We start from the raw sequence: 20746 nt of genomic DNA, 5'->3' as shown, positions 1-20746 counted from the left end.
GCCTCTGCCCCTCGGCACGGACGACGATCTCCGTCAGTCGACGTACTGCCTCGGAACCTGCCACGTTCGACCGAACTCTCGGTCGAACGACTGTGGCTGGAAGGGACTTTCGCCACCGGCGGGGTAGTTCGTCATCTCGCCGAACACCACTCGCCCGCCGACGACGTACAGGTCGACCCGGACGAAATCCGTCGAGGCGGCCAGTTTCTCGGACACGATGATCATCTCGTCCAAGCACGCCGGTGCCGGCTGGGGATGCTCGGCGCGCGGAGGACCACCACTCAGTGGCAAGGGGGTCCAGGGCCTCCGGTAGAAGTTCTGGGTTCTCCTGCCGAATCGACCGGTGTCGACCTGGATGAACTCGCATCTGCCGTGGAAGACGAAGAACTTGTAGTCGTCAGGTACCACGCCATGGCCATTCGTCAGCAGCTCTTCGACGAAGACCCGTCGAGGGACATGGCCGTACGCCCACTCCCGGTTCGGGCCCTGCCCATACAACTGCTCTTGCCAGTAGCGTGCGATCGCCACCAATTGGGCGCGGTCCGCGTGCTCGGGGCGGACATGGATGTAGGACCAGCACGCCTCCACCCCAGGCAGGCGCGCGCCTTGATCGGCAGCTTCGGAGACCACTACGACAGCACCGCTACCGTGGGACGGTTTCACGACGAACTGTCGCGGCAGGGCTTCGGTGAGAAGCTGCTCAGGATCGTCCACGGTCGCATACACGGCCGGCAGATACCCCGTGCCCACCGTGGTCCCGACGTACTCGCGTACCGCGACCTTGTCGGCGAACGTCACCACGAGGTTGCGATGGTCTCGCAACATCTTGTACCGGACTTTCTCGGTGAACGTTTCCGGCTTCCGTGTCTGCGTGAGCCGCCACCATCGCACCAGCCTGCTGCGTTCGCGCCACCGCGCGTGTCTCATACCCGGCCCTCAGTCGGCCACGGCACACAGCCGTGCCGGTGGGTTCACATACATCGTCATCGGGGTAGAAGCTACACACGTGCTCGAGCCGACTCAGCGTCGGCGGAACACATCGCGGAGCCGACGCTCGTGTTCCTTGCGCCGCAAGGCCTCGGCTTCGTCTTCGAGGTCGGCATGGCTGATCACGCGCGCAACAACGATCGCGACAGCGATCGACACGATCACCCAGACAACGGCTCCGACGCCGATCCACCACCACACCCGGGGAAGTATGTCGTACCGAAAATGCGCCGGAACAGGCAATGGTCATAGTGATCTTTACGGTCAACACGCAGCGGTCAAACCGTTGCGGTTCGCCTTCTCCGCAACCAGAAGCGCACAATGGGGTAACACGGCAGACACCTCCTTCGGTGTCGAAGCGAACAAGGGAACCCCACATGGGCACCAGCAGTGAGCTCAACGGCGTTCTCAGCGAGCGACACGTCATCGCAATCGCTGTCGGGATGCTGATGCAACGCTGCAAGCTCAGACGCGTCGATGCCGCGCGGCGACTGAAGCAGGTCGCGACCGTGTCAAAAGTGTCGGTGTTCCATGCCGCGTCGGAGTTGATCGACTCACACCCGAGACCACTGCGGCCTGAATACAACTGACACGAGAGCCTCGACTTGCCGAGACCGCGGCGGCGATCACCCCGCAGATCGAGACAAGTTGTCTGGTATCTGGGCCCAGGCAGGTTGCCCGCGCAGGAATCCGGCGGGGGTGGTTGAGTTGACATCCAACCCGAGGAGTGTGCTCATGGCCGAAGACGACCGGCGCGCGCAGTCGGCGTCGCACTACACGCGGATCACACCTTCTCGCGGACTGACTTCCGTGCTGGCCCTCGCCGCGCAGGTGACCGGTTGCCCGATCGCTTTGATCAACGTGATGGACGGGACGCATCAATACACCGTGGCTGCTCACGGATTCGACGCCGGAGTCGTCGTTCCGCTGGGCATGTCCGCGTGCGCGGGGGTGATCTCACGGGGTGCGCCGGTGACCATTCTCGACTCCGCCAGTCCGAACGCAGACGAGGACGTCGCGGATCCTTTGCGCCGCGCAGGCTTTCGTGCCTACGCCGGCATTCCCCTGCTCGGTCGCGAAGACCTGCCGGTAGCCACACTGTGCGTCCTCGACAACGAGGCGCACACGGCACAGGACTTCGATCTGGTGGCACTGCAACATTGCGCGGTCCTGGCGGGTGAGGCCCTTGACGCGGCAAGGTCGCAGAACAGTCGGATAGGCATCGACGGCAGGGCGCTCCGCAGCCACGGCGATGGCAAACTCGGTGTCGGCGAGGTGTCCGCAGCGATCGACAACGGCCAGATCGTGCCGTGGTACATGCCGATCGTCGACCTACAGACCGGTGAGCTGACGGCCGTCGAAGCACTGGCGCGATGGGTGCACCCTGAACGCGGGGTGCTTGCCGCCGACTCCTTCATCCCGCTGGTCGAGAACACAGATCTCATCATCGAGTTCGACCTGACCATGCTGGCCAGGGCAGTTGCCGACCTGCAGCGGTGGCGTCGCGAACGCACCGACGCCGACCACATCGGGGTCGCGGTCAACTTCTCCGCCCACCATTTCTATCGTCCCGACTGCGCCGACCGGATCGACAAGGTGACCGCGGCGGCCGGCGTGGCCCCCGCGTCGATCACCCTCGAGATCACTGAATCCGTTGCCGTACCCACCGCTGCGCTCATCGATGCCCACGTCATAGACGATCTCCGGGAACGCGGCTACATCGTCGTCTTCGACGACATCGGTGGGCCCTGGCTACCTGCCGAACATCTGCTCGGGATCGGCGTCAACGGCCTCAAGGCCGACCGCACCGTCGGGTCGTCGCTGCACACGCCGACCGGACGTGCAATCGCCCGCGCCCTGACCGCACTCACCGCCGAGCTCGGCCAATTCCTGGTCATCGAAGGCATCGAGACCGCTGAACAGGCACACCAGGCACGCATCGTCGGGGCCCGCTACGGGCAGGGCTATCACTGGTCCGCCGCGCAACCCGCCGACGCATTCCCGATGCTGTCGAGTGCGCCCCGCCTGACGTAGACCGTGCGAGGCGGACAGTCCGGCACACAGCCACCCGCACTCGAGGCCCGCCAGAAGCAAAAAGTCCGACCCTCGGGGAGGATCGGACTTCGTGGACTGCGATGACGGTGGCCAGAGTCGGGATCGAACCGACGACCTTCCGCTTTTCAGGCGGACGCTCGTACCAACTGAGCTACCTGGCCGGGCGGCACCCGAACCGAATGCCAATCTAACTTGGTGTTGCGATCTCCGGCGAACCGAAGATGTAAAGCGACCCTGACGGGACTCGAACCCGCGACCTCCGCCGTGACAGGGCGGCGCGCTAACCAACTGCGCCACAGGGCCTTGCATGCTTGCCAGTGTCATCTGGCTCGCGTACCCCCTACGGGATTCGAACCCGCGCTACCGCCTTGAAAGGGCGGCGTCCTAGGCCGCTAGACGAAGGGGGCCGGTGTTCTCCGTAAGGGAGCTGAATCAGCTTAGGACACCGGCGGAGAAAATCCCAAATCAGCAGGTCAGACCGCATTATTTGATCAGTTTGCCACCCCGGGTCGCCGACGCACCGTTCTGATCACCGCGCCCGTGTTCGAACACGGGCGTCGCGACCAAACGCGTGCGGCAGCACACCGACCGGCCGCGTGCCCCGACTACACGACCCTGCGCCGCCGTCTTGTAAACTTCGTTGCGCCCTGAAATGGGCACGCCCCTTTAGCTCAGTTGGTAGAGCTACGGACTTTTAATCCGCAGGTCCTCGGTTCGAGCCCGAGAGGGGGCACTACGAACACCGTGGTCAGAGCGTTTCGGCTTTGGGCCTATCGCAAGCCATCTACCTACCCAGGTTTTACCCCGGTCTGAGCGCGTCCGTGTCGGATCTGTCACCGCAGGGTGGCATCATTGACGTGTGGTCAACACGGGGGATGTCGACAGGCGTGCACGTGACCGCAAGATTGTTCAGCACCCAAACCGTCGGTGGCCCGTATACGCGCTCATAGTGCTCATCATCCTGTTGGTTTCGAGCCTGTCGGGGGCGATGATTGACAACGACGGCGCATTCGGCACGTTCTGCGTGGTCGCAGCAGTGCCACTGCTTGCAGTAGCGATAGGCGGCGTGACAACACACTTGTACCACCAGCTCAGCGCCGATAAAGCGCTTGAACTACGTGTGCGAAGTGCCACTTACACGACCCTCAACCTCAACAGCGGGGTCCGATATGCCGACCGGAAGATCGAGGAAGCGACAGCTGCTTTTGCAGCGGACGACGCGGGCAGCGGCTTAATTCATATGCATCAAGCAAAAACAGCAACTGAACTGACGCTCCTGACTGGGCAGCAGGCAAGCCGTGAGTGGGAACTGTTGTCCACGGACGGTTACACAGTGGCCCGAACGAACTTCACCTCCGATGAACAATCGGTTACTGACCGACCGACAATAAAACAGGGTGACAAGCCGCAACCAATCACGCCCGACCCAGCACGGGCGCCTTCGGAGGACGACGGCCAAAAGCGAGGAACCGATGGCGAACTTTCTTACTAACCCAGAGCAGATCGCGGGCCAGGTTGCCGCCGTCGAGGACGCACATACGGTCCTGATCAATCGCGGTTCAAACTCAGGGGTTCGACCTGGCATGATCTTTGCTCTGTACGAGGAGCCCCAAGAAGACAGTGCCATCAAGGATCCAGAGACAGGCGCGTCGCTCGGGCCCATTCCACAGGAGAAGCTCCGCGTCAAGGTTTTTGATGTCTTTCCGAAGTTCTCTCGTGCCCAGACCTATCGAACCAGCGCTCCGTTCGACAGCCTCAGCTTCACAATTTTCCCGAAAGATCGCATAGCCGTCGAAGGCAAGTCGAGAGGCAACAAGCCTAACCGTCAAGAGGCGATCACCGTCAATATCGGTGACCTTGTAAAACATGTCGACACCGACAGGGACTTCTAGCATCGCCTGCGGCGCAATAGTACGTACGCAAAACAAACTTGAGTACGCGCCTGGATGTGAATGACCCTGTCTGGCAAGCACGCTCATGGCACAATCGGATCCGTGTTTGATGCCCACGTCTTAAAGGTCTTAATTTCGTCACCCGGCGACACCGCCGACGAGGTGCGGGCAGTGAAGGACGCATTACACGGGTGGAATGGCTCTCGGGCCGAAGGAGCCCGTGCAATCCTTCTGCCTCGGCACTAGAAATCTAACGCTGTCCCTAGGCTAAGTCCCGGCGGGCGACGGCGCACCCCAGCCGTCCCGAGCCGACTCGGAAGCACCCGAACCGTACCGATTACGTCCCACAGCTACTGTGTCGCAACGTAACTCAAACTGCCGCCAGGGGGTCTAGCTGCGACAGCTCGAACACCCGTCTCAACCCAGAAATAGCTTCCCAAGCTGCACACGCGGGTTCGATTCCCGTCATCGGCTCCAACATTTCACGGAACAGCTATTCTGATCGGGGCTCACACATCTACCGCGCGGGAGGTCGCGCACGGATCTCGCGAAGACTGGACGCGCCCGTCCGTTGCATAAATCAGGTCAACCATACAATTCGTTAGCAGGTGCACTTATGCTCAGCAAGGCCGACAGAGTACGGGTGATCATGGAGGTCACCGACGGTCTTGAAGACCAGAACTTGCCGTGGGACCGCGTCAACGTAATCCTCAAAACCTTTGGCATTGAACAGTTCGACCCATCCGCATACGACGCGAGCCTCGCCGAGACGGTCAGCGCAGCGACTGACGAGCAACTTGCGGAGATCGGCGAATTTCTTGGGGTGGCCACACCGCAGGCATCAGCACCTGCTGCAACTACAACAACAGTCAGGACTTCGAGCCCGTTGTTCGCTTTTGCGTCTCACTTGGCAGCGCAAAGGCGGCTGGTGGGCCAGGTTGGCGATCAGTTGGCTGCGTTCGGTGTGACATTGTTTGTTGCACATGACTCGATCGCCGACGACGCCGCCTGGCAACATGAAATCGAGAAAGGCCTCGATACTGCTGACGTCGGTATCGTATTCCTGCATCAGGGATTCTCTGAAAGTAAATGGTGCGACCAAGAGGTGGGTTGGCTCCTAGGGCGCCACATTCCAGTGTTGCCTCTAAACTTCGGGGTTACACCGTATGGCCCACTGGGTGCACTGCAAGCGCGCCCTGAACGCTCGGATGACCCAGCTGAAATAGCTGAACGCATCTTGGTTCGGATCACAAACCAACCGGCCGTACAGGCGGGACTCTCCGCCTCGCTTGTTAGCGCGATGCACCTGTCGCCTTCATATAGACAGACCGACAATATTTGGAAGTATCTGCGACAGGTTTCGTGTGATTCGAATCAGTGCGCTGAACTACTCGCGGCTGTCAAGAATAACGACCAGGTCTATGGGGCGAACTCTCCGCACGACGATGGACGTCCGTACACCCGAGTAATTGTGGAATACATCCGCGCGCAGACCGAATCTTCGCTCATCGCTACCGACCTAGATGCTTACGAGAGCTTCCTGGATGAGAAGGATCGCGAGAAGAAGGCTTTGCGCGCAAGACTTGCCTCGCCCGTCCCGCCGGGGTTCGCCAGCCAGCCGCCGAAGCCGTAGTCGCAGTAGCAGCGCCAACGATGCTCAGACGCTGTCCGGTCACTCCGGCGTCAACCCGGCGACCGGGGGCGATTCGGGCCCGACCGGGACCGACCGCGAAGCGACCGCTACCGCCCTATAAGGGCTGGTCATCGGCATAGTTGACGCTTCGGGCGCGCGTTGATGCAGGTTGCGAGGCCGCGAGCTTCCGCCGCTACTACGGACTTTTAATCTGCAGGTCCTCGGTTCGAGCCCGAGAGGGGGCACCACTGTCGAAACCGGCATTTGCTGCACGAAATACCCTTCGTTTCGAAGACAAACAAGGTGTCCGAATGCGATTCTCGTCGCGGTCGCCGAGCAGCGTGCGCATCGGCGATCAGATCTGATGAAACATCGCCGAAAGGAACTTCATGTCGTCTTCTGAACTCGCCCTCACCGCAGTACTCGCGTTCATCGGCCCCATCCTGGCGCTCTACGCCAACGGCAGCTGACACCGAGCTGCGCGCCCGAGGGTCCACACGACGCCCGGGCGCGCAGCGCCTGCACGTCTCCGCTCAAGGGCGCTTGCGATGAGCGCACTCACCCGGGCATAGTTCTGCAACCCGCTCACGCAGCCCCGACATCGCCCAAGCGCGCTGAGCCTGCCCCTGATGGATCAACAACCGTGCGCCGAGCCCGTCGGTGAAGGCGACGAGTCCGTAAGAGACCTCGTCGACATCGACCCGGGACTGGACCTCGCCGCACTCTTTACCATTCGCCAAGCCGGTTGCGACGCGTTCTTGCAACTGTTCCTGTGCCGAACGCAGCGCTTTCCGTAGAGACTCGTCCTCGAGCGCCAAACCGGCGAACGCATGAGCGACGTACACCTCATCACGGCGACGAGTTCCGATCGGCAAGAGCTGGCTCAAACCGTCCATCAACATCTCCTCGATGCGCGCCCCTCGCTTTTCCGCACGCGCTATCTCGGCGTCGATCCTTGCCAGCACGTCGGCGCGCACCTGGGTGAACGCGTCGATGAGGAGTTCCTCTTTCGTGCCGTAGTAGTGCTGCACAAGCCCCACCGACACACCCGCGGCCTCTGCAGTCCGGGCAATGGTCACCCGCCCGATGCCAGAGGTGGTCGTGACTGTGCGCACGCCGCCCAGGATCTGCGCGCGCCGCTCATCGTGATTCGCCGTTCGTGCCATACCCCGACCCTAGAGCAGCTTGCTTTCCAAAACAATATGGCTATATTGGTTTTGCAATACGCTCATATTGGAATCGAAAGGCAGGCCAATGCGCAGATCCTTCAATGCACTGCTTCGGTGTGTATCGGTCGCGGCGGTGGTATCGCTCGTGCCGGGCGCCGCCCCCGCGAATGCGAGCCCCGAGCGAGGACCGGCTGCGGCAGCTGCCTACCTGAACGATGTTGCTGCAGAACAGCGCATCCCGGGCATGGCGGTCGCCGTGGTGACACTCGAGGACACCGAGTTCGAGTGGATGGAAGGCGAAGATGGGAACGGCCGACCCATCGGCCGCGACTCCCCGTTTCTGATCGGCTCGGTGGCCAAGTCGATGACCGCAGCGCTCGTCCTTCAACGCGCCGAGGCCAACGAGTTACAGCTGTCGGATCCCATTGGCGACCACCTCCCATGGTTGGTGGGAACCGCACCGACCATCGAGGAATTACTGACCCACAGCAGCGGCTACTCGACCGCTGACGGACTCGCCGTCGCCGAACGTTTCGACAACACCGACGGTGCGGTACGACGAGCGGCGGAGGATCTCGAATATTCGGGTACCCGCGGACAGTACGAATACAGCGACGCCAACTACCTCATTCTCGGAGCGCTCGTCGAAGAACTCGAGCACAGGCCGTTCGGCGAGGTCCTGCGGACCGATCTACTCGAACCGCTCGACATGACAGACACCGCGACCACCTCCGAGGCTGCCGCCGATCTGCCTGCCGGGCACCGATACTGGTGGGGCCAGCCGCGAAAGTACTCGCCCGGATTCGACGAGTCCGGAACGCCTTTCGGCTACGTCGTCTCGACACTCACCGACCTCGCCCGCTACGTGCGAGCTCAAGCCGGTGACAACCCTGACGTTCTGAGCCCGGCGATGCTGGACCGGTTGCACACACCACGTGTGAGTTCCGGCGACGACCGCTATGGGTACGGCTGGCGAATCACAGCATCCGACGAGGGCACACTCACCCACCACACCGGCGCCACGCCAGGCTATTTCGCACACCTCATGCTCGACAGCGACGGTCGAGCTGTCGCGGTTCTCGCCAACGCCTACAGCGAGGCTCGCGCGCCTGCGTTGGCCGCAGTTGCCGAGAACGTGCTGCTGACACTCGACGGCAAAGCGCCAGAGTCCGCCACCGGCGACCCCGTGCTTTCCACCCTCCCCTGGGCGATCGCGTTGATTGCCGTCGTCGGCCTCGTGATGGCAGTGATGGGCCGCTGGCGCCCCATCCGCCGCGGCCTACGCTGGACCCTTGCCGGCTCGGCGGTGGCCCTCTGCGGGGCGTTGTGGCTTCTGCCCGACTTCTTCGGGAGCGATTGGCGAGTGATGCGCATCTGGCTGCCAGACAGTGCGTACGGGCTGTCGATCGCGATCGCGCTGTGGGCACTCGCCGCTGCCTCCCTGGCCACACCACGAACGTCCGTCAGACCGCGTCGTCAGACAAAGCTCGCTTCGATGGCCTCGCGATCGCGGACCTCATCAGTCCCCAACTGATACGTCGGGAGCGTGTGTGCCGACGTGGTACCGCCCGCAACCCTCGCCTTGGCTTCCTCGAACTCGGGTGCGGTTCCCATCGCCAGATGTAGACCATTGAGCGAGCTCCAGACCGCGGTTCGGCGCGCAGCGCGCTCGATGGAATTGGGCGGGCGGTACATCACCAGCTGGGCCGCCCAGGTCGGCATCGTGTCGCGGATGGCCCAATCGACCGCCGCGGGGACAGGGTCGACGAGGTTGACGCCGGTGGCCACCGCATTCCCGTGTGTCATCGCCAATCTGGGCAGGTATGACTTCAGGCAGTCGAGCGTCTCGGCCTTGGTGGTGGGCAGGTCGGTACCGCCCAGTGCGTGCCCGACCCGGACGAACTCGCGGTAGTACTCATCGAGGTCTGCCCCGCGCAGCGGCTTCGGATGGTAGATCTCGTGTGCGGTCGCAATCCCCCACACCACCGTCGCGTAGTTCCACCGCAACCACTCCGGGTCGTCGGCATCATACGAGAGGCCGTCCGGCCGAACACCTTTGATGGTGTGGTGCATCGACCGCACCGTCTTGGCCAGACGCTCGGCGGTCGCCGTGGACCCGTAGGCGGTGCCGATGAAGAATGCGACCGAATGCCCGAGCCGTACCGCGAGCCCGGCGGGATCCAGTTGTCCGGTGGGTTCACCGCGAGCATCCTTCTGGACCAGCCGCGAATGGTGCATGCCCATCCAGAAGATGCTGGGGTCGAGCCGTTCGAGGTACGAGGCGCACTGCAGGCCGAAGATCAACACCGGCGTGTGCGAGTGCACATGCCACGTGGCACTGTCCGGGCCGAACCAGCCAGGATCACCTGCTGGACCAGCGAACTCCATGCCCCGGAAGTACTTGCTGCGGATGTCCTTGTCGAAGCGCTGGTTGAGCCATTGGCCGGCTACTTGATGCGGCAGTAGAGCAAGCATGGGGTCGTTTCACTCTCGGTTTGGCGACGTGTGTCTCCACCATAGGGTTTGGTTACGGTCGTGACCAGACCTCTCTTTGATCCAACTGGGTCTGGAAGTACGCTTTGCCCATGTCGACCCCCACCCGATGGGCCGGCGTTCCGCTGACCGATCGTCGCGCCGAACGCCGCACACTGCTCGTCGACGCCGGGTTCGCACTGTTCGGGTCGGGCGGCGAGGCCGCGCTCTCGGTCCGTTCGGTCTGCCGCGAGTGCGAGTTGAACACCCGCTACTTCTACGAGAGCTTCGCCGACACCGACGAATTGCTCGGCGCTGTGTACGACCGGGTCGCCACCGCACTGGCGACGACCGTCGAACAGGCGATGGCCGACGCCGGCGATTCGGTCCCGGACCGCACGCGTGCCGGCATCCGCGCCGTCCTCGGCTTCAGCTCCGACGACCCGCGCCGCGGCCGAGTGCTGTTCACCGACGCCCGCGCGAATCCCGTCCTTGCGACGAGACGCGCTGTGGCACAGGATCTTTTGCGCGAACTGGTGCTGACCGAAAGTGGTCAGGTGTTCCCTGATTCCGATCCTGTCGCCACCAGGGTCGGCGCGGCGATGTACACCGGTGCGATGGCCGAACTCGCCCAGGACTGGCTCGCGGGGCATCTCGGGGACGACCTCGACGCGGTGGTGAAGTACGCGTTCCGTCTGGTGATGCGCTCGGCGCCGGCAGAAAAGTAGATCCCCCGTCAGTCAGACCGATGAATTCGGGGAGATCTCAGGGTCATTCCTGATGGATCCCTCCCGGCCCCTGGGCAAGGATGGGATTCGTCCCGCTCGCCATCTCGCCCCGGAGGCCGACCGCCATGGACCGATACACGTCATTCATCATCCGTCGCCGATGGCTTGTGATCGGCACCTGGATTGCGGTGCTCATCGCCGCGATCGCCGCAGCGGCCATGTGGGCCGGCCCCACCACCACAGCGTTCACCAACGACACCCGGACGGAGTCGGGTAAAGCCGGTGAACTCCTCGAACGCGCCGGCCAAGGTGACCAGGCGACCGCCGGTCAGATCGTCATAGCCGCGTCGAAAGACATACCGGGTGGTGTCCGCAACGCAGAGGTGACCCAGGCCGTGGAAGGCCTTGTCGGTGAAATCCGTTCGAGTTCCTCGGACGTGACCGTCGGCGACCCCTATGGGCAGGGTGCCCAGATCTCACCGGACGGACGCATCTCGATCACCTCGCTGGACCTGGGCACCGGCACCGACTCGGTGGTGCAAGACCGCGTCGACACCATCAAGGAGATCGCAGACAGCGCCGACATCCCCGGCGTAGCAGTGGAATTCAGTGATCCGCGCTTCGACGAGGTACCGCCGAGTGGGACGTCCGAAGGCATCGGCGTACTGCTGGCTCTCATCATCCTGCTGATCGCATTCGGCTCGGTGATCGCCGCCGGCCTGCCGATCCTCTCGGCACTGTTCGGCGTGGGGGTGGGCGCGTCCGTGCTGTTCCTCTTCCAGAACGTCATGAATGTTCCCAACTTCGCGATCTCGGTGACGATGATCCTGGGCATCGGCGTCGGCATCGACTACGCACTGCTCATCGTCACCCGCTTCCGCTCGGGGCTTCACGAAGGTCTCGACACCGACGCGGCCGTCCGGACGGCAATGCTGCGAGCCGGACGGTCGGTTGTGTTCGCAGGCTGCACGGTGATCATTGCCATGTGCGGCATCCTGATCTCCGGTGGCGACCTCGGACCGTCACTGACGTTCGCAGCCATCGCGGGCATTCTCGGCACACTGATCGCGTCGGTGTCGCTACTGCCCGCGCTGCTGTCGGTGATCGGTACCCGGGTCAACAGCCTGTCTCTGCACTGGTTGCGCAAACGTCGCGGCAAAGATCCGGACAAGGCCCTGGAAGGCGTGTGGGCAAGTAAGTGGAGCCGGCGCATCCAGCAGCGGCCGTGGGTGGGCGTGGCCACAGCGGTGCTCATCCTGGTGATCCTGTCGATTCCGGCGTTCTCGCTGCGCCTCGGTTTCTCCGACGCGGGGAACCGGTCGACCGACGCGACCACCCGCGTCGCCTACGACTACGTCACCGAGGGCTTCGGTGTCGGTGCCAACGGCCCGCTCGTGCTGGTCGCCGAATATCCCGACGGAACGGACCCGCAAGCTGCGCTCGGGACGTTGCAGCAGCGAATCCAGTCCGACCCCGATGTCGCGCAGGGTGGGGTCACTCCCCCCATTCCCGTCGGCCAGGTCGACGGCAACCAGATCGCCGTGATGTCGGTGAACCCGGCCACCGGGCCGCAGGACGAGGCGACCACCGAACTCATCGAACGCCTGCGCAGCGAGGTGATCCCGGACAGCCTCGGGCCCGACTCCGACATCTCGGTCAGTGTCACCGGCATCACGGCCGGTGCGATCGACTACGCCGACATCACCCTCGAGTTGCTCCCGTGGACGATCGCAGCAGTGCTGGCGGCCGCATTCGTCCTGCTGGTGCTGGCCTTCCGGTCGATCGTGGTCCCGGTCAAGGCCGTGATCGTCAATGTGCTCTCGCTCGGCGCCGCCTACGGAGTGATCGTCGCGATCTTCCAATGGGGCTGGGCGGGTTCACTGTTCGGGGTCGGCCGGGCGGGCCCCATCGACGCCTGGGTACCGATCATGTTGTTCGTCACGGCAATCGGGCTCTCGATGGACTACGAGGTGTTCCTCGTCTCGCGCATCAAAGAGCGCTTCGAGCGGACCGGGGACGCCACCACGTCGGTGGCCGAAGGGCTCGCCAGCACGGCCCGCGTGATCACCTGCGCAGCTCTCATCATGGTCTGCGTGTTCCTGTCGCTGGCCTTCATGCCCGATCGGAGTCTGAAGATCCTCGGGGTAGGACTCGCTGTCGCGGTGTTCATCGACGCCAGCATCGTCCGATTGCTCCTGGTGCCCTCCACCATGGAGATCCTCGGCAAGGCCAACTGGTGGTTCCCCTCATGGTTGAGCTGGCTGCCCCGCGTCGACGGTTCGCACGATGACGACATCCCCGATGTCCGGTCGAACGACGACGGCTCTCGCGACACCGCCCCGAGCGCCCCCGCGGACGCGGAGGGCAAACTGGTGAAGTGAGACCCATAGATCCGTTGACCGCACCGGTGTCGCCTGCGGAGGCTCTGCGCCGAATCGCCCTGCTCCTCGAACGGGCCCGCGAACGCACCTACCGCGTGGAAGCATTTCGCAAAGCGCTGAAGGTGGTGGCAGGCCTCAGCGACGACGAGCTGGCCGACATGGTCAGGCGGCGCACACTCACCGACCTGCCCGGCATCGGCAAGACCACCGCCGCCGTCATCGCACAGGCAACCTCAGGCGAGGTGCCGGACTATCTGAAAGCGTTGCAGGACGAGCAATCCGCGCCTCTCGCCGGCGGTGGCGTCGACCTGTACGCGATGACCAAGGGGGACCTGCACAGCCATTCGGACTGGAGCGACGGCGGATCCCCGATCGACGAGATGGTGCTCACCGCGATCGACCTGGGTCAGGACTGGATGGCCCTGACCGACCATTCGCCGCGGCTCACCGTCGCCAACGGCCTGTCGGTGGAGCGCCTGCGCCAGCAGTTGCACGTGGTCGACGGCATCAACGACACACTCGGAGAACGCTTTCGCTTGTTCCGCGGCATCGAGGTCGACATCCTCGACGACGGGTCGCTCGATCAGACCGAAGAGATGTTGGGTGAGCTCGACATCGTCACCGCGTCGGTGCATTCCAAGTTGAAGATGGATGCCGGGCCGATGACCCGGCGCATGGTCGCCGCCGTACGCAACCCCTACGTGAACGTGCTCGGCCACTGCACCGGGCAGCTCGTCACCGGAGGTCGGGGTAAGCGCGCGCGGTCGGTGTTCGACGCTCGGGCGGTGTTCGAGGCATGCGCCGAATCCAGCACCGCGGTGGAGATCAACTCGCGCCCTGAACGTGTCGATCCCCCAGACGAACTCATCGAATTGGCGATGGAGGCCGGCTGCTTGTTCGCGATCGACTCCGACGCGCATGCACCCGGACAACTCGACTTCAAGGCCCTCGGGTGCGAACGGGCAGAGCAACACGGCATCCCGCCCGAACGCATCGTCACGACCTGGCCGGCCGCCAAGGTGCTGGAGTGGGCCGCCGGCTCGCGCGGCTGAGTCCGAGCCGGGTCACGCGATGATGTCGTCGAGCCAATCGAACATGCGCTGATCGGTCAACGCGCGGGCAAGCGGCTGACAGTGGAAGTTCGCTCCCTCGTCCGCGGTGAAGTGGGACAACACGGCCTTGCCGTTCAGCTTGTCTGACAGAGCCTTTGACTGTCCTGGCCAGAACTGTTCGTCGTCGGGGTCGGTGATGAACAGCGGCGTGGTGATGGAGGCCGCGTCGTCATCGGAGATCCGGTACTTGAGCACCTCTGCCAGCGTGTCGAAGTAGGTGTCCTTCTGATAGGGACGCGCACGGAAGTTCCACATCCGAGAGTTCTTCTTGGAGAACTTCATTCCGGTGGCCATGTTGCGGTCGAACTTCTCGCGGTTGCCCTGCTCGATGAGCTTGATCATGCTCTTGGGCATGTGCGCCAACCACGACGCCGACACGTCCACCACTCCCGGGTCGGCGATGGCCGCGGCCAGCCGGTGCTCGAATGCGAGCGCACGCGGAACCCAGTAGCCGGCCTGGCTGATTCCGTACAGGGCGATCTTCGACTCGTCGACGTCGGCACGAGCATGCAGGAAGTCGACGATCGGCGTGATCACCGCCTCCCAGTCATGGCGAAAGGGCACCGACCGTTCGAACAACATCGACTGCTGGCCCGGCCCATCGAAGAACAGAACGTTGTATCCGCGCTCCAAGGCCCCTGCCCCGCCGCAGGTCCACAGACTGCTGATCGGGCCGTCGCTGCCGTTGTTCAAGATCAGTGTCGGCCGGGGGTCGTCGCCGGAATGCCGTGGCCGGAAGAAGTATCCGGGGAGAGTGGTGTCCTCGTACGGGATGTCCACCCGTTCGGTCATGTGCGGGGTGGTGTCGACAAATGCGTCCCAGGAGCCGCGGTGCTTGCGGAACGTGGGCAGCAGCGCATCCTCGGAGTCGAGTTCATCCACCGAGTTGACCGCCGTGGCGTAGTACGTCGCGGCGCGCAGATAGGCACGGGCGGCGCTCAGTTCGTGGCCCGCAGCACGCCCGGCTTCGGCCAGCGCCGTGATCCGGTCGCCGAGCCCAACCCACGCATCGAACCACTCCTGGTGGGCACTCTCCCCCACCGTCGCGATCGCCGAGAGCACCTCACCGATGTCGGCAGCACCGTAGACGGACTGACCCAGGACGATCCTGACCTCGAAATCGCGGTCCGGACTTCGATAGAAACCTGCGTTGAAAGCCTCGTAAGGGTGAGCGGAAAACGGCAGAGACGGCATCGCTGACAAGCCTTTCGACGAGAACTGGCACTACGACGGTAACCCGTCGGCCGCCGAAAAGAGGTCCAGCGGAAAAAGATTGGGTGTCTGTTCCTGCCCGATGTCAGAGGGTTCGGTTGCGAACCAGCGTCCAGTGATTCCGGTGGTCTGCCCGCCGATACGACAGTTCGTCGAGAACGGTGAGAGCGATGGCCAGTCCCCGGCCGCGCTCGGAGAGCTCATCGGGCAGTTCGACCGTCTTGAGGTCGACACGGGCTTGCTTCCCGTCGTCGGAGAACCTCGCGTGGATGCTGTCCGGTCGAACCTCCAATTCGAGGCGGATCGACACCTGCCCACCATCGGTCGTCTGTGCGTGCTCGATGATGTTGGCCGCGATCTCGGCCAACGCCAACTCGAACTGCATCGCGTCCATGTCGTCGACAGGCTCGGCCGTCAGCAGTTCGGACAACAGCTGATGCACCCGTTCCACCGTGTCCGGTTGAGCGAACTCCTCGAGCACCCGCACGCCGGGCGAGTTGTCAGTCGGCATCGAACGCACTGTCCGCCGACGGGTGCGAGCGCAGCACCCGATTGAGGTTGGTCAGCGACAACACCGACTCGACCTGGGTGGACGGAGCCGCGATGCGGAGGTCACCACCTGCCTGCCGAGCCACCTTCAAACCGGAGATGAGCGCGCCGAGGCCCGACGAGTCGATGAAATCGGTCGCCGACAAGTCGATCACGATCTTGGTCGACCCGGACTCCACGAGCTTGTGCAACTGCTCGCGCATCGCGGGGGCCGCGACCATGTTGAGCCTGCCTTCCGGCCGGAGTACCACGGCACCCCCAGTGGTGGTGCGCGTTTCGTAGCTGGTCATCATTCTCCTTCTGTGGTCGACCCGCGATAGCGGACCGCTTGGATCACGACACTGAGTACCACGAGGTCGAACAGCACCCAGAACAGATTCACACTGACACCGAGTACCGAGATCGAACCACGATAGAGCTGCACGATCCCGATCAGTGACGCCACCACCAACACGGTCATGGCGACCAGCTGGGGCCGGATGAGGTGCCACGGCACCGCCTCCTGGTCCTGCCGGGTCTTCGGCGTCACCGCAAAGCCGAGTGGGCGTTTGAAGTAGACGTTGCGAAAAGCCGTGGTACAGGACTTGATCCACACCGGGAACAACGCCAGGCTGTATTGCTGGCCGCGCCAGGTGGACTTACCACGCCCGATGATGAAGAACAGCAATTGATTGAGCACGAGGAACGGGATCAAGCGGACGAAGAAGTCGAAGCTCAACGCCTGCACCGGGAGTATGCCCAGGATCAGATAGATCGCGGGTGCAGCGATGTACGCGACGGCCGCGAACCCGGCGAGATAACTCCACATGGTGGCCCAGTACATGAGCCTCTGCGGGATGCTCAAACCCTTTTGCACCAGCGGGTTCTCTCGCAACATCACCTGAATCGTGCCCTGCGCCCACCGAAGTCGCTGCGTGATCATCGTCTTCGCGTCCTCAGGTGCGAGTCCGAGCGCGAGCACCTCGTCGTGATAGGCCGACCGCCAGCCCATTCCGTGCAGTCGCATACAGGTCGCCATGTCCTCGGTGACCGAGATCGTCGCCAGCGGCAGCATCGGCTGCGCTTCGTCGTCGCGCCCGACATCCACCGCGCGGATCATCGCCCGAATGGATTCCAGGGCGCCGAGCGGTGACCAATCGCGGCCGGCCAGGGCTGCGAACGCATCTTCGTCGAGAGGCGCTGCGCCCGATTCCTGCTCGGCCAGTTCGTTCAGAGCGGCGATCGCCTCGAGGTCGGCCCGCATCATCTCCATGTCGGATTCGACCAGCCCCCTCGCCGCTGCGTCCACCCGCTGCTGGAAGTCGTACGTCACGTCGGCCAGTGGCTTCTTCGCCTTCAGGTCGGCGCGGGCGATCCGAACGGCCTCGTCCACCGCGTCCAGCGCGACGATTGCCTCAGGGTTGTCGTCCCTCACCTGTTTGCGGGTCTTCTTCAGGACCGCCTTGGCTGCGCGCAGCGATTCCTCGATGCCCTCTTCGATGGCGCGCACATATCCGGTGATACCCAGCTGCATGAGGGCCTCACGCCGCAACACCGCGTTGGACCCGCAGAAGAACGCGGCATTCCAGCCGTCCTTGCCCTGCTGGATCGGCCCGTAGAACAGGGGCGCCTGGCTGCCGAGCGGATCGTTCGGCGGCACGTTGACGAAGTACTGCGGCGTCTGCACCAACGCCATTTTCTCGTCCTTGAAGTAGCCGAGGGTGCGGTCGAGGATCTGCGGCTCGGGAATCTGGTCCGCGTCGAGGATGAGGATGAACTCGCCGTCGGTCTGCAGCAACGCGTTGTTGAGGTTGCCGGCCTTGGCGTGCCGCGGTTTGTCGACCCAGCTCTCGGTGCGGGTCAAATAGCCGATTCCGTGCGCTTCGGCTTCCTGCGCCAGCTCGGGTCGGTCGCCGTCATCCAAAATCCACGTGGTGTGCGGATAGGTGATGCGCAGAGCGGCTTTCGCCGTGTCCATCACCAGTTCGATCGGCTCGTTGTAGGTGGTGATGAAGACGTCGACCGTTGCCCCTTCGGGCGGGTCGCCCGGATCGCCGCGCCTGCGCAGGCGCCACATCGTCAGACCGAACAGCAAGGAGTCGATCAGGCTGTATGTTTCGGCGACCACCAGCGGGACGGCGATCCACCATGCCTCCCAGTTGATCGAGGCCAGCCACCGCCACACCACATAGTTGATGCCGAGGATGGCTGTCACCACGATCAACAGGCGCAACCAGGGTGATGGAGTGGTACCGAGGTCGGGTTCGGTCTCGACGCGGCGATGCGTCATCCGGCGTCGTCCCGGCGCACCGCCACCATCGTCACGTCATCGAGCGGAGCGCTGGCCCCGGCGAGTGCACTGACCGCCGCGCAGAGTGCCTCGGGATCCCGGTGCTCCTCCACGAAAATCGCCACCGTCTGTGCGTCGCTGTCCTCCGACAACAGATCGAGGAGTCCGTCTGAGACGATCACGAGAGTGTCACCCGGCTCCAGGGTGACGGCCTCGGATTCCCACGAGACGCCGACCAGCACGCCGAGCGGTAGGCCGCATCCCGACAACGACTCGACGGCACCGTCGGCTCGGGCGATGAGGGCCAGACCGTGCCCGGCGTCGACATATTCGACCCGACCCGTCGACGCGGTCAACCGACCGTGGAACAGCGTCACGAAGCTCTCGGTGCCGGCGAAATCCCGCTCGAGATGACTTGCCACCATGGTCACAGCTTCCTGCGGGCCGATTCCCGGGTTCACATCGTCGAGGGCCTGCGAAGCTCCGCGCAGGGCCGACCGAACACTGGCCGTCAAGATCGCCGCACCAAGGCCTTTGCCCATCACGTCGGCGACGGTGAACATCGCGCCACCATCGAGTAGGTAGTGATCGTAGAAATCGCCGCCCACTGCGTAGGCAGGTTTGCACATCGACACCACCGAGTAACCGTGGACACCGTCGAGCGGTGGCGGGAGCAGTTGGCGCTGCACCTCGGCTGCGCGATCGAGGTCATCCGCACGTTCGAGTTCGCGTTGTGCCCACGCGGCGAGTTCGCGGAACGTGGCCAACTGGGACTCGTCGAAACTCCGTGGCACGGTGTCGTATACACAGAACGTCCCGACCGGTTGATGACCCGGGCCGTACAGGGGATAGCCGGCGTAGAAACGCACCCCACCTTCACCGCCCACCCCCGGGAGTGCGGCGAACTCGGGTATCCGCTCGAGATCGTCGACGATCAGAGCGGGATCAGCGGGCCGCGTATAGGTACGCGCGACCGTCGTCTGGCACACCGTTTCTGCCCGCGGCACCTCCGTCAAGGGAAGACCTTCGACCATCTTGAACCACAATCGATCCCGATCGAGCAAGGCCACCGAAGCCATCGGGACATCGAAGATGAGACGGGCCATCCGCGTCACCCGTTCGAATCGGTCCTCGGGTGACGAATCCAGGATCTGCAGCTGGTCGAGGGCTCGGAGGCGTTTTTCCTCCAACTCGGGCGGCAACTCGAGTTGGATTTCTGCGATCTGGGTGTCAATGCTCATCGGTGCAACGCTTTCTTCAGTGCCTGCGTCATCGCCTCTGCTGATTCAGGCGAGCTGCTGATCCGCCAGTCGGTCTCTTTGTCGTAGTCGAACCACACGAAGCCGGAGACGGCCGACGCGCCGGCGAGATAGTCGACCAGGTCCGCAATCCACTTCGGTTTTGATCCACCTGATTCCGCGCTACCCACTTCGGTGACGAGAATCGGCTTGTCCGAGGCAAACTCGCGAATCTGATCGAATGACTCCTCGAACAGACTCTTCGGGGAGGTCCATGTGCCGCCGGGTATGGATGTGCCCCAGTTGTATCCGTCCACCCCGACGACGTCCACGACGTCGTCACCGGGGTACCAGTCCGCCAGCTTCTCGTCGCCGAGGACCACGTTGGGCGCCCAGATCCATCGGACGTTCTGCACGTTCTTCGTCGCGAAGATGCCCCGCACATGCCGCCACGCCTGCACGTAGGACTGGGCAGAGGTGCCACCGGCCGGGCTCCACGGATACCAGGTGCCGTTCGGTTCGTGGGCGAACCGCAGATACACCGGTTGTCCCCAGGCCGCGAGCTCGTCGGCCCACCGGTAGAGGTAGTCGTCGTGCACGCCGGCGATGATCGACGCCATGGTGAACGCGGACCAGTCGTAATTGTCGCCGCCGAGATGCTTCCACGGTTCCCAGGTCACGATGGGGTCTGCACCGAGGCCGCGGACTGCGTCCAGACCGGCGATCGGCGGGGCCGCGGCGAAGTCTGTGAAGGCCAGCACCATGCTCGGTTGTTCGCCGACGAGGCTCGCCACCGCTGCCACCTCATCCGTGGCAGCCAGACCACCGGGCGTACCGACGCCGAAGCGCAGGCACGAGTCTTCGGAACCGTCGATCGACGTCGTGTCGACCACACACTCGGACTCGGTCGAACACGCCACAAGACCGGTCGAAGCGAACACCACACCGCACAGCAGCGCGGTCAACCGCACCCTCGGCAAAGAACGCATGCACCACCTCTGTCGATGATCGCCACTCGCCGGGTGCGGCCACCCGGTCCACAGCCGCGT

Annotated in this window: 19 protein-coding genes and 4 tRNA genes; 10 read left to right on the top strand and 13 right to left on the bottom strand. The window is 63.7% G+C overall.

All coding sequences use genetic code 11. The features are described from left to right. Positions 1-33 precede the first annotated feature (33 nt). A complete protein-coding gene (locus tag CSW57_RS03550; protein WP_099381461.1) occupies positions 34-927 on the bottom strand; it encodes an ATP-grasp fold amidoligase family protein in 894 nt (297 codons plus the stop codon). A gap of 93 nt (positions 928-1020) precedes the next feature. Beyond that, a complete protein-coding gene (locus tag CSW57_RS24395; protein ID WP_189339120.1) occupies positions 1021-1188 on the bottom strand; it encodes a hypothetical protein in 168 nt (55 codons plus the stop codon). A 176-nt stretch (positions 1189-1364) separates the two neighbouring features. Between CSW57_RS24395 and CSW57_RS03545 the strand changes: the two genes are divergently transcribed. After that, positions 1365-1577 carry an ANTAR domain-containing protein gene (locus CSW57_RS03545; protein WP_099381460.1) on the top strand — a complete coding sequence of 71 codons (213 nt, stop codon included), beginning with the start codon at positions 1365-1367 and terminating at the stop codon, positions 1575-1577. 145 nt (positions 1578-1722) lie between these two features. Further along, positions 1723-3021, top strand: a complete 1299-nt coding sequence (locus CSW57_RS03540; RefSeq protein ID WP_143696463.1) for a sensor domain-containing phosphodiesterase — start codon at positions 1723-1725, stop codon at positions 3019-3021. Positions 3022-3129: 108 nt separating this feature from the next. Here CSW57_RS03540 and CSW57_RS03535 read toward each other — a convergent pair. The 3 genes from CSW57_RS03535 to CSW57_RS03525 all read right to left on the bottom strand — a co-directional run bounded on the left by CSW57_RS03535 (position 3130) and on the right by CSW57_RS03525 (position 3449). After that, a tRNA-Phe gene (locus tag CSW57_RS03535) sits at positions 3130-3203 on the bottom strand. 68 nt (positions 3204-3271) lie between these two features. Beyond that, positions 3272-3345 (bottom strand) — tRNA-Asp (locus CSW57_RS03530). 31 nt (positions 3346-3376) lie between these two features. Further along, a tRNA-Glu gene (locus tag CSW57_RS03525) sits at positions 3377-3449 on the bottom strand. Positions 3450-3702: 253 nt separating this feature from the next. On the opposite strand from CSW57_RS03525, the gene CSW57_RS03520 reads away from it, so the two are divergent. From CSW57_RS03520 to CSW57_RS03505, 4 genes are all read left to right on the top strand, one after another. Beyond that, positions 3703-3775 (top strand) — tRNA-Lys (locus CSW57_RS03520). 216 nt (positions 3776-3991) lie between these two features. Beyond that, complete coding sequence (locus CSW57_RS03515) at positions 3992-4534, top strand: hypothetical protein (RefSeq protein ID WP_143696462.1); 543 nt, start codon at positions 3992-3994, stop codon at positions 4532-4534. Next, positions 4515-4934 carry a hypothetical protein gene (locus CSW57_RS03510; RefSeq protein WP_143696461.1) on the top strand — a complete coding sequence of 140 codons (420 nt, stop codon included), beginning with the start codon at positions 4515-4517 and terminating at the stop codon, positions 4932-4934. The genes CSW57_RS03515 and CSW57_RS03510 overlap by 20 nt, the downstream gene beginning before the upstream one ends. A 616-nt stretch (positions 4935-5550) precedes the next feature. Next, positions 5551-6567, top strand: a complete 1017-nt coding sequence (locus CSW57_RS03505; RefSeq protein ID WP_099381456.1) for a toll/interleukin-1 receptor domain-containing protein — start codon at positions 5551-5553, stop codon at positions 6565-6567. A 533-nt stretch (positions 6568-7100) separates the two neighbouring features. On the opposite strand, the gene CSW57_RS03500 is transcribed toward CSW57_RS03505, so the two are convergent. Further along, the gene (locus CSW57_RS03500; RefSeq protein ID WP_099381455.1) at positions 7101-7733 is read right to left on the bottom strand and encodes a TetR/AcrR family transcriptional regulator; all 633 of its coding nucleotides are present in this window, start codon (positions 7731-7733) and stop codon (positions 7101-7103) included. 88 nt (positions 7734-7821) lie between these two features. On the opposite strand from CSW57_RS03500, the gene CSW57_RS03495 reads away from it, so the two are divergent. Continuing rightward, positions 7822-9270, top strand: coding sequence for a serine hydrolase domain-containing protein (locus tag CSW57_RS03495; RefSeq protein ID WP_099381454.1), 1449 nt, complete (start codon positions 7822-7824; stop codon positions 9268-9270). Here CSW57_RS03495 and CSW57_RS03490 read toward each other — a convergent pair. Next, positions 9213-10211 (bottom strand): oxygenase MpaB family protein, encoded by a 999-nt coding sequence (locus CSW57_RS03490; RefSeq protein ID WP_099381453.1) that lies wholly within the window; start codon positions 10209-10211, stop codon positions 9213-9215. The genes CSW57_RS03495 and CSW57_RS03490 overlap by 58 nt on opposite strands. 110 nt (positions 10212-10321) lie before the next feature. On the opposite strand from CSW57_RS03490, the gene CSW57_RS03485 reads away from it, so the two are divergent. The 3 genes from CSW57_RS03485 (at position 10322) to CSW57_RS03475 (ending at position 14369) form a co-directional block, all read left to right on the top strand. After that, complete coding sequence (locus CSW57_RS03485) at positions 10322-10936, top strand: TetR/AcrR family transcriptional regulator (protein ID WP_099381452.1); 615 nt, start codon at positions 10322-10324, stop codon at positions 10934-10936. Between the two features lie 125 nt (positions 10937-11061). After that, positions 11062-13317, top strand: a complete 2256-nt coding sequence (locus tag CSW57_RS03480) for an MMPL family transporter (RefSeq protein WP_099382015.1) — start codon at positions 11062-11064, stop codon at positions 13315-13317. Then, positions 13314-14369 carry a PHP domain-containing protein gene (locus CSW57_RS03475; protein WP_099381451.1) on the top strand — a complete coding sequence of 352 codons (1056 nt, stop codon included), beginning with the start codon at positions 13314-13316 and terminating at the stop codon, positions 14367-14369. The genes CSW57_RS03480 and CSW57_RS03475 overlap by 4 nt, the downstream gene beginning before the upstream one ends. 12 nt (positions 14370-14381) lie before the next feature. Here the strand turns inward: CSW57_RS03475 and CSW57_RS03470 are convergent, their stop codons facing one another. The 6 genes from CSW57_RS03470 to CSW57_RS03445 form a co-directional block, all read right to left on the bottom strand. Beyond that, positions 14382-15623, bottom strand: coding sequence for an alpha/beta hydrolase family protein (locus CSW57_RS03470; protein WP_099381450.1), 1242 nt, complete (start codon positions 15621-15623; stop codon positions 14382-14384). A 103-nt stretch (positions 15624-15726) separates the two neighbouring features. Further along, on the bottom strand, positions 15727-16152 hold the full coding sequence (locus CSW57_RS03465) for an ATP-binding protein (protein ID WP_099381449.1): 426 nt from the start codon (positions 16150-16152) through the stop codon (positions 15727-15729). Then, positions 16142-16480, bottom strand: a complete 339-nt coding sequence (locus tag CSW57_RS03460) for an STAS domain-containing protein (RefSeq protein ID WP_099381448.1) — start codon at positions 16478-16480, stop codon at positions 16142-16144. The genes CSW57_RS03465 and CSW57_RS03460 overlap by 11 nt, the downstream gene beginning before the upstream one ends. After that, positions 16480-18459 (bottom strand): glycosyltransferase family 2 protein, encoded by a 1980-nt coding sequence (locus CSW57_RS03455; RefSeq protein ID WP_099381447.1) that lies wholly within the window; start codon positions 18457-18459, stop codon positions 16480-16482. Before CSW57_RS03455 ends, CSW57_RS03460 begins: the two co-directional genes overlap by 1 nt. Beyond that, complete coding sequence (locus CSW57_RS03450; protein WP_099381446.1) at positions 18456-19700, bottom strand: PP2C family protein-serine/threonine phosphatase; 1245 nt, start codon at positions 19698-19700, stop codon at positions 18456-18458. The genes CSW57_RS03455 and CSW57_RS03450 overlap by 4 nt, the downstream gene beginning before the upstream one ends. Further along, positions 19697-20686, bottom strand: coding sequence for a glycoside hydrolase family 26 protein (locus CSW57_RS03445; protein WP_099381445.1), 990 nt, complete (start codon positions 20684-20686; stop codon positions 19697-19699). The genes CSW57_RS03450 and CSW57_RS03445 overlap by 4 nt, the downstream gene beginning before the upstream one ends. Between the last annotated feature and the right edge of the window lie 60 nt (positions 20687-20746).

The sequence above is a fragment of the Williamsia muralis genome (assembly GCF_002735905.1).
Classification (GTDB): Bacteria; Actinomycetota; Actinomycetes; order Mycobacteriales; family Mycobacteriaceae; genus Williamsia; species Williamsia muralis_A.
The sequence above is the reverse complement of the archived record's forward strand: the minus strand, read 5'-3'. Positions and strand labels throughout refer to the sequence as shown.

What these genes read in the sequence shown, in the direction of transcription:
- CSW57_RS03540 (WP_143696463.1), top strand. Translation starts at nt 1,723, where the DNA reads ATGGCCGAAGACGACCGGCGCGCGCAGTCGGCGTCGCACTACACGCGG.
- CSW57_RS03500 (WP_099381455.1), bottom strand. Translation starts at nt 7,733, where the DNA reads ATGGCACGAACGGCGAATCACGATGAGCGGCGCGCGCAGATCCTGGGC.
- CSW57_RS03490 (WP_099381453.1), bottom strand. Translation starts at nt 10,211, where the DNA reads ATGCTTGCTCTACTGCCGCATCAAGTAGCCGGCCAATGGCTCAACCAG.
- CSW57_RS03450 (WP_099381446.1), bottom strand. Translation starts at nt 19,700, where the DNA reads ATGAGCATTGACACCCAGATCGCAGAAATCCAACTCGAGTTGCCGCCC.
- CSW57_RS03445 (WP_099381445.1), bottom strand. Translation starts at nt 20,686, where the DNA reads ATGCGTTCTTTGCCGAGGGTGCGGTTGACCGCGCTGCTGTGCGGTGTG.
- CSW57_RS03455 (WP_099381447.1), bottom strand. Translation starts at nt 18,459, where the DNA reads ATGACGCATCGCCGCGTCGAGACCGAACCCGACCTCGGTACCACTCCA.
- CSW57_RS03460 (WP_099381448.1), bottom strand. Translation starts at nt 16,480, where the DNA reads ATGACCAGCTACGAAACGCGCACCACCACTGGGGGTGCCGTGGTACTC.
- CSW57_RS03510 (WP_143696461.1), top strand. Translation starts at nt 4,515, where the DNA reads ATGGCGAACTTTCTTACTAACCCAGAGCAGATCGCGGGCCAGGTTGCC.
- CSW57_RS03465 (WP_099381449.1), bottom strand. Translation starts at nt 16,152, where the DNA reads ATGCCGACTGACAACTCGCCCGGCGTGCGGGTGCTCGAGGAGTTCGCT.
- CSW57_RS03545 (WP_099381460.1), top strand. Translation starts at nt 1,365, where the DNA reads ATGGGCACCAGCAGTGAGCTCAACGGCGTTCTCAGCGAGCGACACGTC.
- CSW57_RS03485 (WP_099381452.1), top strand. Translation starts at nt 10,322, where the DNA reads ATGTCGACCCCCACCCGATGGGCCGGCGTTCCGCTGACCGATCGTCGC.
- CSW57_RS03550 (WP_099381461.1), bottom strand. Translation starts at nt 927, where the DNA reads ATGAGACACGCGCGGTGGCGCGAACGCAGCAGGCTGGTGCGATGGTGG.
- CSW57_RS03505 (WP_099381456.1), top strand. Translation starts at nt 5,551, where the DNA reads ATGCTCAGCAAGGCCGACAGAGTACGGGTGATCATGGAGGTCACCGAC.
- CSW57_RS03495 (WP_099381454.1), top strand. Translation starts at nt 7,822, where the DNA reads ATGCGCAGATCCTTCAATGCACTGCTTCGGTGTGTATCGGTCGCGGCG.
- CSW57_RS03470 (WP_099381450.1), bottom strand. Translation starts at nt 15,623, where the DNA reads ATGCCGTCTCTGCCGTTTTCCGCTCACCCTTACGAGGCTTTCAACGCA.
- CSW57_RS03480 (WP_099382015.1), top strand. Translation starts at nt 11,062, where the DNA reads ATGGACCGATACACGTCATTCATCATCCGTCGCCGATGGCTTGTGATC.